At 64.0% G+C, this 12907-nt stretch carries 12 protein-coding genes and 2 pseudogenes; 6 read left to right on the forward strand and 8 right to left on the reverse strand.

Annotated elements, in window-relative coordinates; genetic code table 11:
• Nucleotides 1–87: 87 nt before the first annotated feature.
• From AKI39_RS12550 to AKI39_RS12570, 6 genes are all read right to left on the reverse strand, one after another.
• A complete protein-coding gene (locus AKI39_RS12550; protein ID WP_066636295.1) occupies nt 88–594 on the reverse strand; it encodes a tripartite tricarboxylate transporter TctB family protein in 507 nt (168 codons plus the stop codon).
• Nucleotides 595–761: 167 nt separating this feature from the next.
• Nucleotides 762–1739 (reverse strand): Bug family tripartite tricarboxylate transporter substrate binding protein, encoded by a 978-nt coding sequence (locus tag AKI39_RS12555; protein WP_066642864.1) that lies wholly within the window; start codon nt 1737–1739, stop codon nt 762–764.
• Between the two features lie 71 nt (nt 1740–1810).
• Nucleotides 1811–3028, reverse strand: coding sequence for a pyridoxal-phosphate-dependent aminotransferase family protein (locus tag AKI39_RS12560; protein WP_066636298.1), 1218 nt, complete (start codon nt 3026–3028; stop codon nt 1811–1813).
• 179 nt (nt 3029–3207) lie between these two features.
• Nucleotides 3208–3942 (reverse strand): metallophosphoesterase family protein, encoded by a 735-nt coding sequence (locus AKI39_RS24915; protein ID WP_076879695.1) that lies wholly within the window; start codon nt 3940–3942, stop codon nt 3208–3210.
• A gap of 140 nt (nt 3943–4082) precedes the next feature.
• Nucleotides 4083–4628, reverse strand: a complete 546-nt coding sequence (locus AKI39_RS12565) for a GNAT family N-acetyltransferase (protein ID WP_066636302.1) — start codon at nt 4626–4628, stop codon at nt 4083–4085.
• A 1-nt stretch (nt 4629) separates the two neighbouring features.
• A complete protein-coding gene (locus AKI39_RS12570; RefSeq protein ID WP_066636311.1) occupies nt 4630–5205 on the reverse strand; it encodes a helix-turn-helix domain-containing protein in 576 nt (191 codons plus the stop codon).
• 402 nt (nt 5206–5607) lie between these two features.
• Between AKI39_RS12570 and AKI39_RS26045 the strand changes: the two are divergent.
• Nucleotides 5608–5706, forward strand: a pseudogene (locus AKI39_RS26045) (IS5/IS1182 family transposase); the annotation flags it as partial.
• A gap of 213 nt (nt 5707–5919) precedes the next feature.
• Here the strand turns inward: AKI39_RS26045 and AKI39_RS26050 are convergent.
• Nucleotides 5920–6141: pseudogene (locus AKI39_RS26050) on the reverse strand (DoxX family protein); the annotation flags it as partial.
• Between the two features lie 473 nt (nt 6142–6614).
• Here AKI39_RS26050 and AKI39_RS12580 point away from each other — a divergent pair.
• The 3 genes from AKI39_RS12580 (at nt 6615) to AKI39_RS12590 (ending at nt 9793) form a co-directional block, all read left to right on the forward strand.
• Nucleotides 6615–7169: a YSC84-related protein gene (locus AKI39_RS12580; protein ID WP_066636315.1), complete on the forward strand. Its 555-nt coding sequence runs from the start codon at nt 6615–6617 to the stop codon at nt 7167–7169.
• A 145-nt stretch (nt 7170–7314) separates the two neighbouring features.
• Nucleotides 7315–8832 (forward strand): DUF3300 domain-containing protein, encoded by a 1518-nt coding sequence (locus tag AKI39_RS12585; RefSeq protein ID WP_066636316.1) that lies wholly within the window; start codon nt 7315–7317, stop codon nt 8830–8832.
• A gap of 10 nt (nt 8833–8842) precedes the next feature.
• Complete coding sequence (locus tag AKI39_RS12590; protein WP_083229107.1) at nt 8843–9793, forward strand: DUF2950 domain-containing protein; 951 nt, start codon at nt 8843–8845, stop codon at nt 9791–9793.
• Nucleotides 9794–9882: 89 nt separating this feature from the next.
• On the opposite strand, the gene AKI39_RS12595 is transcribed toward AKI39_RS12590, so the two are convergent.
• A complete protein-coding gene (locus tag AKI39_RS12595; RefSeq protein ID WP_083228809.1) occupies nt 9883–10881 on the reverse strand; it encodes a LysR family transcriptional regulator in 999 nt (332 codons plus the stop codon).
• A gap of 93 nt (nt 10882–10974) precedes the next feature.
• On the opposite strand from AKI39_RS12595, the gene AKI39_RS12600 reads away from it, so the two are divergent.
• Together AKI39_RS12600 and AKI39_RS12605 are read left to right on the forward strand one after the other, a co-directional pair.
• Nucleotides 10975–11760: an MBL fold metallo-hydrolase gene (locus tag AKI39_RS12600; RefSeq protein ID WP_066636318.1), complete on the forward strand. Its 786-nt coding sequence runs from the start codon at nt 10975–10977 to the stop codon at nt 11758–11760.
• Nucleotides 11757–12896, forward strand: coding sequence for an Ldh family oxidoreductase (locus AKI39_RS12605; RefSeq protein WP_443101952.1), 1140 nt, complete (start codon nt 11757–11759; stop codon nt 12894–12896). The genes AKI39_RS12600 and AKI39_RS12605 overlap by 4 nt, the downstream gene beginning before the upstream one ends.
• Nucleotides 12897–12907: the final 11 nt, after the last annotated feature.

Consider the following 12907-nt stretch of genomic DNA (forward strand, 5'->3'; position numbering starts at 1 on the left):
TCCCAGAGGCTGCTGCCCCCTTGTCGCCGCGCGGCTCACCCCCTTAGGGCGAACATACGGCGCTACGGGCCGGCCACCCCGTCATACCTAATAGCCGATCAGGCTTTCCAGCGGCCCCTTGGGCAGCGGCACCAGGAATTTCATTTCGAAGACCCAGAACAGGACCGCCATGATGGCCACCGCCAGCGGCAGGCCCTTCCACAGCGGATACTTGCCTACCCATCGCATGAAGGCCGCCACGAAAATCGCCGAGGAGACGTAGATGCCCAGGAATCGAATAAGCCCGACGTAGATCACCAGCGGCACCAGTACCACGCACACCTGGCGCAGCTCGTCCACGTGCACGAAGGGCCGCCGGTCGTGCTTGCGCAGGGCCTGCACCGCCACCGCGGCAGTTGCCGCCAGGATGATGATGCCGATCCGCATCGGGAAGTAGCCCGCCTGCGGACCGTCGTCCGTCCAGCCCGCGCCGATGGTGTAGTTGCTCCAGATCACCGTCACCGCCAGCGCGGCGAGCAGGGCGGCGACCACCAGTTCCATGGCCATGTACGAGACCACGGCGCGGCTCGCGGGCCGCTCTTGCTCTTCCACCATGATCGTGCTTCCTCCGTGGGCGTACGGACTATCCATCCTTCCGTCCATCGATCAGTCCATCGAGCCATGCATCGATTAGTCCATCCACCGTTCCCCCAGGCGGATCATCGGCACGCTGGGGCGCCCAGATCGCGCCGCGGACGGCGCGCGCCGGGCACCTGCCTCGCCTAGAACCCGGCGGACTTGATGATGTCCTTGTGCATCGCTTCGTCCTTCTCCAGGTACTGGTTCAGGGCCGTCCCGGTCAGCAGTTCCGGCTTCAGCGCGGACCGCTCCAGGTATTGCTTCCACTCCGGCGTCTCGCTGATCTTCTTGAAGACATCGGTGTAATAGGCCACCTGGTCCGGCGCGACCTTGCCGGGCAGCAGAAAGATGCGCAGCATCTCGTAGTGCACGTCCAGGCCCTTTTCCTTGCAGGTCGGGATGTCGGCCCAGCTCTGGGTGTCGGTGACCTTATGCGTATAGGCCAGGCGCTGTTCGGCGAAGACGCATAGCGCCCGGTGCTCGCCCGCGCGCCATTGCGCCACGGACTCGGCGGGGTTGTTCACGTTGGCGTCGATATGGTTGCCCGACAGCTGTGTGGCCGCCTCGCCGCCGCCCTTGTAGGGCACGTAGATGAACTTCGCGCCGGTGGCATGTTCCACCATCGCCGTGATCATCTGGTCCTCGCGCTTGGAACTGGTGCCGCCCATCTTCAGCTTGTTGGCCTTGGCCGCGGCGATGAACTGGTCGACCGTCTGGTAAGGCGCCTTGGCATTCACCCACAGGATGAACTCGTCCACCGCCACCATGGCGACGGGTGAGAGGTCGCGCCAGTTGAACGGCAGCTTGCTGATCAAGGGCACCGTATACAGGGCCGAGGACGCCACCAGCAGCTTGTGCGGGTCGCCGCTCGCACTCTTGGCATCCATGAGCCCTTCGGCCCCCGATGCGCCGGCCTTGTTCACCACGATCAGTGGCTGCTTCATCAGCTCGTGCTTGGCGACGATGCCCTGGATGGTGCGGGCCATCTGGTCGGACGCGCCGCCGGCACTGAACGGCACGATGATCTCGACCGGTTTGGTCGGTTCCCACGCCCAGGCGGCCGCCGGCATCAGCGCCGCCATGGCCAGGGCTATCACGCTACGCGCCTTGCTTGTCTCCATCATGGTCTCCTCCGTGGTGTGTGGCCGCGGATGTGGCGTCGCCTTCTGCGCGGCGATCGCCCCGCGCAGCGTCAGGCCGCCTTGGCCCGGCACGCTTCCGCGCTGTGTTGCAGTATGTCCATGGCCGCCTGCACGCCGCTGCCGGCCAAGGTGACGCCCGAGAGCTTCAGGCCCATCTCGCATCCCGACAGCGTGGCCATCAACGTCAGGTCGTTGCAATCGCCCAGGTGGCCGATGCGGAACATGCGGCCCTTGACCTTGCCCAGGCCGGTGCCCAGCGACATGTCAAAGCGCTCGTAGATCAGCTGGCGCACGGCATCGGCATCCACGCCGGCCGGCATCACGACGCCGGTCAGCACGGGCGAGTAGCATTCGGGCTCCACGCACTGGATCTCCAGGCCCCAGGCCTGGACCGCGGCGCGGCAGGCGCGCGCCAGGCGCTCGTGGCGCGCGAAGACGGCGTCCAGTCCCTCGGCAAGAATCATCTCCAGGGATTCATGCAAGGCGTACAGCAGGTTGGTGCTGGGCGTATAGGGCCAGTAGCCGGTCTTGTTGGTTTCCAGGATCTCCGACCAGCGCCAGAAGCTGCGCGGCAGGCCGCCATGCTGGCTGCGCTCGATCGCCTTGGGCGAAAGCGCGTTGAAGCTGATGCCCGGCGGCAGCATGAGGCCTTTTTGCGACCCCGATATCGAAACGTCGACGCCCCACTCGTCGTGGCGGTAATCGGCGCAGGCCAGGCCCGAGATCGTATCGACCATCAGCAGGGCAGGGTGGCCGGCCGCGTCGATGGCGCGGCGAACCGCGGCGATGTCGGAGGTGACGCCGGTGGAAGTCTCGTTATGGACGACGCACACGGCCTTGATCTGGTGGCCGGTGTCCGCGCGCAGGCGATCCTCGATCATCCGCGCCTGCACGCCGCGGCGCCATCCCTCGGTGCCGGGCAGGCCCAGGAATTCCGTCTTCAGGCCCAGGCCGTCGGCCATTTTTTTCCAGAGGCTGGCGAAATGGCCGGTCTCGAACATAAGGACCTGATCGCCCGGGCTCATGGTGTTGGAAAGCGCGGCTTCCCACGCACCGGTGCCGGAGGCCGGGTAGATGATGACGGGGTGCTGCGTCTTGAAGATCTTCTTGATGCCTTGCAGGACCTGCAGCCCCAGCGCGCCGAACTCGGGGCCGCGGTGGTCGATGGTGGGGTAGCTCATGGCCCGCAGAAGCCGATCCGGTACGGGACTGGGGCCGGGGATCTGCAGGAAATGGCGGCCGGCGGGATGGAAGTCGAGTCGCAGCATGGGGCCTCGCTCCTGGCATCTTGAATTTTGAATGCAAAATACCATAGCAGCGGGCGGGGGCTGTGGGAAGTGGCCGAAGCGTAGTGGTTTACCCCTGTTGGGAAGAGGGACGGAGCTGGCGCACCGGTGCTAGATACCGAGCGTCATTCAAGGCATTCTCGAAGACACCTACCTGCTCATCAACACCGGCCACCGCGAAGTGCGGCTCCCCAGTCCGGACGTCCGTTCAACTCGGCCATTGCCGCCGCCTTATCCCACTCGTACTGGACGGACCGAAATTCAACTCTCCATTCAGAACCGACTCTAGTCACGCAGGAGTAACGAGCGTGCGGTGAGCCCATTTCCATACGGTGGGGAAAAGGACGATCGTCCTTATAAGCCTGTAATCCAACGCTGCCAGGATTCACGATTAGACGCCCATCCTCGAGCTTCATCGATCGCTGCAAATGCGTATGTCCGCACAGTATGAGCGCAGCATCGCAACTGCCTGCAAGGCATTTGACTTCATCGTGCGTTGCCGGTCGGCAACCGCTCGGCGTTACGGTTTCGAGAAAGTAGGCGACATCGTCTTCGGGTGTACCGTGCACGAGTAGAACGTCTTCCGTAAGCCTCAAGGTTACGGGTAGTTCACGTAACCAAAGAAATTGGTCGTCGCGCAGAGAGCCGTACGCCCACCGATCTGAAGGCCCCATACCAGATGGGTCACCGGAAAGAAGCTGTCTTTCATGATTGCCACGGATCGTAGGCAGGCGCAACGGTCCCAAGCGATCCGCCGTTGCTGACGGTTGTAGCGGCCCGGAAAGGATGTCCCCCAGGTTAACGACTACATCGGCGCCTTGCTGACGAATATCTTCTAACACCGCGTCCAACGCAGCTAGATTGCCGTGTATATCCGAAATGGCTGCTATCTTCATCGCGTAAACCGGTTTTGACCTTGGTCTACAGAGCCTTGATTGTCAGAAAATCTGGAAGAGCTGTCCAATGGCTGGTCCTGGAACATAGCAGACTGTCACCGCAATCCATTGGTATTTTCGTCGCTCAACCTGGACGCGGCTCATCGGCCGCGGCCGGAGGGCGATAGCCGCTTGTAGAAGTAAGTCGTCGCAGCCAGGCCGCCGAACGGCTTCACGGCGTAATCGGGAATCACCCCCGCGCGCGTCCAGCCGGAACGGACATAGAGCCGCTCGGCATCGCTCCCTGTCTCCGTATCCAGGACCAACAACGTCCGCCCGGCGCCCGCGGCGACGATATCGACCTCCGCCATCAACTTGCCGCCAAGGCCCAGACGTCGGAAATCGCGATGAACCAATAGCTTGGACACGTCTGCTCTGTGCGGTTGGTTCTCGGGTTGCCCGATGACGATCTGCACCGTGCCCATGATCCGCTCATCGGATTCAGCGACAAGCAGGATCCTATCGCCTTGCGCGATGCCGTCAGCGACATTCCTCCAGAATTGCACGGCGCGCGACATCTCAAGCGGCGCAATAAAGCTGACCGAGGCGCCGCCGGCGACGCAGCCCACCAAAAGCGCGGCCAGCTGCTCCGCCAGACTTCGTGCCTCTTCCGCGCCTACGATGCGGATGTTTGCTTGAGTCGTCATCTCAGATTCCTTTTTGGGAAGGCGCGGTTATCGCTACCAGATAGCGGGCCGTTACGCGGCCTGGGTTGTGGAATGCGGTTGGCTGATTCAGTTTCATCGTCAGGCAGTCGCCTTTCCCCAGGCGCCAGGTCGTCTCTCCGACACGCACCTCCATCGTTCCTTGGATCATCCAGACCTGCTGCACCACATCCGGCTCCTGCATCGACGTCTCGTACGAGACCCGCTGACCGGCTGGGAAGTGGATTTCGACTAGCTGGGTGGGACAGGCCACAGCCGCCGAGAGGTGGCGACGAACATATCCCGATGCCGGGTCCGTCCAGACCGCTTGCTTGTCAGCCCGGGAGATCGGGGAGGGGGTGTCTTCAGCCGAGGGGCGCTCGAACAACGATGCCAGGGGGACATGAAGTGCCGCGGCCAGTTTGTCCAGGACAATGGCAGTCGGGCTGCTTACACCTCGTTCGATCAGGGATATGGTGGAACGGCTGACGCCACTCCGGTCGGCGAGCGCATCAAGCGACCAGGCGTGTTTGCCGCGTAGATCCCGAATGCGAGACGCAATGAGCTGGTTGATGTCCATGGATATCCATAATACTAGAATATCCGTCTATTTTTATGGATGTCGCGCTCGCGACATCCATTCGTGATGTCGTGTGGAAAGCTCAAGAGCGTGTGTCGCTGAAGTCGCGGCAGTCCGCTGTCCAGAGCAAGTAGCAGCCGCTGGACGGCCTCAGCACGCCGGTAGCGCACAGGCGGCACACGTGCAACCAATGCGGACGCGTTCGGTGGACAGTCGGGACGTCAGATAAATGCAACCCTGCGCGCCCTTCGCCCGCAACTTCCTTGCGAAGTGCGAACGATCTCGCCCGCATGCTGACGGAGTGGAGGAAATCTCACGAGAGTCCATCGGCCATACCGACGGAGATGTCACCGCAAGCGCAATCCCAACTCGCGGCGGAGGCTGGGCCGCAATTACGTCGCCCGCAGCCGTCGCCGACCTGACATTCATGAAGCATTCCTCAAACGAGCCTGCTCACTCGTTTGCTGGAACATCTTCAGCCGAACCAAGACGTCTTTCTGAACTGGCCTTTATCCGGTCTCTGCCGGTGTTTCCTCGCAAATTATCGAGGGCGTAAGCTCCGCCTCCGGCAAAAAATAGGTACAGCAGGATGAAGCACAACAGGACCGTATCATTGCCTCCGTTCTGAACCGGAAACAGGCCGCGCGGTTGAAACACCATAAAGTACGCGAACGCCATTTCGCCAGATAGGATGAACGCTGTCCAACGAGTGAACAGGCCAACGATAAGAAGCAGGGCCCCCACGATATCCAAAATGCCAGCGAAGCCCAAAAGCGAATAGATCTGGACGCTGTCGAACTTCGCCACATGCGGCCAATGGAGAATCTTGGCTGTGCCCTCCTGGAGGTAAATCAGGCCAGTGACAATGCGTAACAGGGCGAGCGCCCTCGGCGACCAGGCGGTCCAAAAGTTTTCTGCTGGATTAGTGCTCGACATGACAGCTCTCCCTACGTTGGGTGACGTTCGCAACGTCAGCGGCTTGATTTTACGCAACCGCAGAGAAGCCGCTCGGTCTTGACCTTGGCCAGTCCTCGGCACAGTTGCTCGATCTCTTGCTGCTGGGCATTCTTTAGCGATTTACCACACTGGGTGGCTGTCTTCGGGGCCTCGCCGCCTAAAGTCGTTGATCGGTACGGACGTGGAAATCTAAATCCGGTGAGCTTCGACACCGCCCATCGCTCGGATGGCCACCGACCGCCGAAAGCCGCAAGTAGTGCCGCTTTCTCGCAGATTTGCCAGTCTGCCTGGCCCTGCTGCATATTGATAACGGCACCGAACTACCGGGATCGTTTACCCGGATTGCGACCGAAGGCGGACGCCAGCGATCCATGCCCGGTATATCTTTGCAACGACAACCAAGCCCGCACACCCGCGGTGTTGTCCCCCTACACCGCACGGAAGGAGAAATCATGGCCCCACGTTCACTTCGGATTCTCTGGCTGGCATTCCTGGTTTTCTTGACAGCGTGTGCAAGTCAATCAAGTTCGCAGGGCGATGCTGAGTTGGAGGCTAAGTCCAGGGCCGCTCTGACGCAGCTCTTCGATACGACGCCAAAAGCCTCGGAACTGCGGCAGGAGGCGCGGGCGATCCTGGTGTTCCCCGATATATTGAAGGCCGGCTTTCTGGTGGGTGGGCAAGGCGGCAAGGGCGTGATGTTCTCCCGCGATGGCAAGGTATTGGGCTACTACAGGGCCACTGCACTCTCATTCGGCATGCAGGCTGGGGCGCAAAGCTTCTCGGAGGCCTTGTTCCTGATGACCGACGACGCCATCCGCTATGTCAACACGACGGGCGAGTGGTCGATCGGCGTGGGACCCAGCGTGGTCGTGATGGACGCGGGCGCAGCCAAGTCCATGACGACCACCACCATGAAGTCGGACATCTACGCCTTCATCTACGGCCAGCAAGGACTGATGGCGGGGATCGGATTGCAGGGCCAGCAAATTCGTAAACTCGACCAATGATCCCCGGCCGGGCGGCCCCTAAGGGTCACCCGGTAAGGGGCTATAGCGCCACTCGATGACGCAACAACCCGCGCGGCCTCGGTACGAGGCCGCGACGGCGGATTCGCTCCGTGCAGCGGGACGGCGCCAATCCGAGGAGGGAGACATGGCCTCTTGGTACGGACGAGGAGCGTGCGCCATTCTCATCTGGCTGGTGACCTTCACGGCCTGTCCGGCGGACAGCCCGGACGCCACGCCTGCATTCAAGCCCGAGGAAATCGAGGCCCTGGTCGCTCCCATCGCGCTATATCCGGATACCCTGCTGTCCCAGGTCCTGATGGCGTCGACGTATCCGCTGGAAATCGTACATGCGGGACGTTGGATCCGGGAGAACCCGAACCTCAGGGGAGACGCCGCGGTCAAGGCCGTCGAGCAAATGCCCTGGGATGTCAGCGTCAAGTCGCTGGTGGCATTCCCCCAGATCCTGGCGCCGATGAACGACAAACTGGACTGGACCCAGAAGCTGGGCGATGCGTTTCTCGCACAACCCTCCGATGTCTTCGCCGCCGTGCAGCGGCTTCGGGGCCGCGCGCAGGCATCGGGCAATCTTCAGTCGAACCCGCAGCAGACCGTCAGCGTCGAGCCCGCGCCGGCGGGCGGACAAGCGCAGGTCCTGCGCATCGAATCCGCCGACCCCCAAGTGATTTATGTGCCCGCGTACAACCCGACGGTGGCCTACGGTGGGTGGAGCAGTCCTTCCTATCCCCCGACGTATTGGCCGCCGCCTCCGGCCTATTACCCCGGCACGGCACTGATGAGCGGCTTGGCCTGGGGCGTCGGTATCGCCGCCGCGGGCGCGATCTTCAGTGATTGCAACTGGGGCGGCGGCGACGTTGATATCGACTACAACAAGGTAACGAACATCGATCGCAACTTCGACCGCTCCAAGGTGCAAGGGCAGGGCGGACGTTGGCAGCATGATCCCGGCCACCGGCAAGGCGTGGCCTATCGGGACAACGCCAGCCGGCAGCAATATGCAGGGGCCGTGCCGGGCGCCGACCGGCGCGCGGAATATCGTGGTCGCGACGCCGCCGGCGCGAATCAACGGGCGGCGGATCGCGCGAACGCCGGTGGCCGCACGGCCGGCGCGGGCGGGCCGGCCAACGCCAACCGCGCCGAGGGCGCCGCCCAGCGCGGCGCGGCAGGGAACCGGCCATCCGGGGCCAATAGCCCAGGTGCCGGCAATCGCTCAACCGGCCCGGATCGCTCGACAGCGGCGAACCGGCCCGCGTCTGCGGATCGGCCCTCTTCAGCGAACCGGCCGACGTCTGCGGACCGGCCTTCTTCAGCGAACCGGCCAACGTCCGCGGAACGGCCTTCTTCAGCGAACCGGCCAGCGTCCGCGGACCGCCCTTCCTCGGCGAACCGAGGGGCAGTGAACAACCCCGCCGGCGGTAGAGCGAATCAGGCGGGCGGTGCTAACCGCGGCGCCACCAGCGGCACGGCGGGCGGCGGACGCGATAGCGCATTCGCGGGCGTGGGCGGGGGGGGAAATTCCGCCCAGCGCAGCTACGATCGGGGCAGGTCCAGTGCGCAGTCGTCCGGCGCCAACCGGGGCGGCGGCGGCCGGTCCGGCGGCGGTGGTGGCGGCGGCGGTGGTGGTCGCGGCGGCGGCAGGCGTTGAGGGGAAAACCATGGATGTCCAACGGCATGGCGCGGGCAAGCGATTCATACATCTGTGCATACGCCTCGCCACCGCGAGCGTCTTGGTGTTCTGCACGGCAACGGCAGTGCATGCGCAGAAGAATTTCAGTTCCCCGGACGCGGCCATGGAAAGCTTCGGCGATGCGGTCTTGAATAATCGGGAAGACGCATTGAGGGAAATCCTTGGCAAGGATTTCCGCACGCTGATTCCCCCCGCCGATGCGGGGGTACGGCAGACTTTCCGTGGCGAATGGGCGAAGGCACACGCGGTGAAGCCGACGGACGCCTCGCGCGCGGATATCACCGTTGGGGACGCGGGATGGACCCTTCCGATCCCTCTGGTCAAGACCGATAAGGGATGGCATTTCGATACGCGCGCCGGCGCTGAAGAGATGCGCCTGCGGCGTATCGGCCGCAACGAGCTTGCCGTCATCCAGACCATGCTGGCGATCTATGACGCGCAGCGCGAATACGCGCAAACCGAGCACGATGGCCAGCGTGTACTCGTGTACGCGTCAAGGCTGATCAGCTCGCCGGGCAAACACGATGGTTTGTACTGGCCGACGACGGCGAACGAACCGCCAAGTCCGCTTGGCCCCGCCTTCATCGATGCGGGCGTCAAGAATGCCGCGAGTGGCGGCTACCATGGCTACCATTTCAAACTGCTGGAGTCGCAGGGCACGCACGCGCCCGGCGGCGCCTACGCTTACGTCGTACGCGGCAAGCTGTTCGGCGGTTTTGCCGTCATTGCCTGGCCCGCGAAGTATGGCGACTCCGGGATCAAGAGCTTCATGGTCAGTCATGCGGGACAGGTCTATGAGGAGGACCTCGGGCCCGACACCACGGCCAGGGCCGAGGCGATCCGGTCATTCGATCCAGGGCCGGGCTGGAGCAAGGTCTCTGGCGATGACAGCCGTTTATCCGGCGATGACGGTCGTTGATCCGGCGGATACCGCCGCGCCCCGACGCATCGAATCTTCGACAGTCGCCACCGCATGCTCCGAAACCATGTGGCGGCCAGGCATTGCCGCTATCCCGTCTTGGCTCGCTTGCGCGAGTGCCTGGCCGGACGTGCCGACGCCGGTATGCCCGGCAGGGCCACATCCGCGTCCTGGGCGGCGGGCGGGGAAAGCATCATCTCCGGCATGGCGGCCAGTTCACGCCGCAGGTGCACCACGAACTGATCCATCAGTTCCGAGCGCGGCGACTGGCGCGCCCGGATCAACAGCGTGTTCAGCTCGATGCGCGGCCGCAGCGGGCGCGCGACCAGCCCCTCCAGCCGCAACGAGTTCAGCAGGAAAGGCTCCACCAGGGCGATGCCCGCCCCGTGGTACGCCATGATCATCCCCGTCAGCGACAGGCTGACCTGCACCGAGATGTTCGGCACCACGCCGGCCCGGTTCAGCGCGCCATCCACATAGCCGCGCAGCAATGCCTGGGGCAGATAGGTGATGATCGGGTAGGGCGCCAGTTCGCCGACTTCGATCTCCTCCAGACGGGCCAGCGGATGGTCGTCGCGCATCACACAGGCCACGGCGGAACGCACCAGGTGTTCCGTTTCGACCTCGGCGTTGATCACGGGCCCGTAGGCGATGCCGATCTCCACCTCGCGGCTGGCCACGCGGTCGATCACCTGGGGAGAGGTAAGGGATTGCAGCGCGACCTGGATGCCGGGACGCTCTTGCAGAAAAGTGGCCACCGCCTTGGCCAGATAACCGTTAGCGATGGGAAAGGACGCGGCGAGCGACACCGACCCCAGCCGTCCGCCCGCCAGGTCCTGCATCAGCCGGCTCATCGCATCCAGGCGGCCATAGATCGCGCTGGCGTCCGGGAACAGCGCGCGCGCCTCCGGGGTCGGCCGCAAGCGGCCACCGGCGCGTTCGAACAGCTTGATGCGCGCGCGGGCCTCGCAGTGCTTCAGCACCGAGCTGACCGCGGGCTGCGACACATTCAGCAGCCGGGCCGCGCCGGTGACCGAGCCTGTCTGCATGATGGCGTGGAAAACCTCGATGTGGCGCAGGGTCAACATGGATAAGCTCGCCTTATGGCTTGGCAATAAATTTTGATTGGAAAGTTATACCCCACGCCGCCATCATGCATAAAAAAATTTCAGGAGGAAGACATGGAAATCGCCGGCTACGCGCTGGACCTTCTGGTCGTGGGCTTTCCCGGAAAATCGGTGTGCCATGGCGGCATGGGGTGGAGCACCATCGCGCTTTTGCGCGGCCATGGCCGTGTCGCCCTGATCGATACGGGCCCGATGGGCATGCGCAAGGTGCTGATCGAGCGGCTGCGCGCCCATGGACACGCCCCGGCGGACGTGACCGACGTGCTGCTGACTCATTCGCATCACGATCACACCATCAACTGGGTGCTGTTTCCGAACGCGCGCATCGCCATCGGTGCGCGTGAACTGGCGTGGTCGCTGGAGCAGCCGTGGGGCGAGACGCCGGTCCCGGAGCTGTATATGCGCGAATTGGCGTCGTCCCCGCGTGTCGACCGCCTGGCCGACGGCGCCCAGGCGCTGCCGCATCTGCGCGCCCATGCGGCGCCGGGCCACACGCCGGGCCACCTGTTCTTCGTGCTGGAAGACGAGGACCGCGACGTGCTGTTCGTCGGCGACGCCGCCAAGACGCGCGCCGAACTGGCATCGCGCCGCTGCGAGGCCACGCTGGATTCCGACGCATCGGCGGCGACGGTCGAACGCATTTGGTCCTGCTGGTCGCGCAAGCCGGGCAGCATCGTGGTGCCGGGACATGACGTGCCGCTGCTACAGCGGGATGGCCGCATCGAATACATGCAGCGCCACCAGGCTGCCGTGAAGGCCAACTTCGGCGACGATCCGGAAGCTTTCGAAATCATCGATTTGACGGGCGCCATATCGCGCGCCGGGGAGACGGCACGATGAGCGCCGACTACATGAACGATTCCGCCGCACAAGGACCCGGCTGGATCCGAGCCGACGCCGACACGGTGCACGCGCAGATCCTGTCCCTGCTGCTGGCCTGGGGCATGAGCGACGAACAGGCCCGCACCAGCGCCGCGGTCATGGTGGATACCGACCTTTCTGGCGTGGACTCGCACGGCATCTCCATGCTGATGGACTACGACCAGTCGCGCCGCAAGGGCAAGTTGAACCTGCATGCCAAGCCGCGCGTGGTACGGGAAAACGCTGTGACGGCCCTGGTCGATGCGGACGCCGGCCTGGGCCATGCGGCGGCCGTGCTGGGCATGCGCATGGCGATGGACCGCGCCAGGCAACAGGGCGTGGGGATCGTCACGGTGCGCAACTCCCATCATTTCGGCGCAGCGGGCTATTACGCGCGCATGGCCAGCGCCGAAGGGCTACTGGGGCTATGCCTTAGCTCCACCCGCACCATCAACACCGTGCCTACGCGTGGCCGCGTGCCCGTGCTTGGCACCAATCCGATTGCATTCTCCGCGCCGGCGCGGCGCAACGCGCCTTTCGTGCTGGACATGGCCACCAGCAGCGCGGCATCGAACAAGGTCAAGGTCTACGATCTGCGCGGCAATCCCATTCCGGCCGGCTGGGTGGTGGACGAGCAGGGCGAGCCGGTCACCGACGCCTCCAAGGCGATGGAGATCCTGTTCCAGCGCCCCAAGTACATCGGCGGCGGTTTGACGCCGCTGGGCGGCTCGGCCGATATGTCCAGCCACAAGGGCTACGGACTGGCCATGCTGGTCCACATCCTGGCGGGTACGCTGTCGGGATCGTCGTTTTCACCGATACGGGTGCGCACGCAGACAGCGACGGATCCGGACAACCTGGGCCACTTCTTCTGCGCGATCGACCCGGCCGTCTTCCGCGATCCCGGCGAGTTCGAGGACGACATGGACGAAGTGATCGACACGCTGCACGCCACACCGCCCACGCACGCCGACGAGCCGGTCCTGGTGCACGGCGACCTGGAGGCCTTGACACGCGCACGGCGCAAGGCCCAGGGCATCCCGCTGCCCGTCACGCTGGCCAACAAGATACGCGCACTATGCGAAGAGGCGAACGTGCCGTTTTTATTCGATTGAGGGGAGACCGT

It is taken from the genome of Bordetella sp. H567, assembly GCF_001704295.1.
In the GTDB taxonomy this organism is placed as follows: Bacteria; Pseudomonadota; Gammaproteobacteria; order Burkholderiales; family Burkholderiaceae_B; genus Bordetella_C.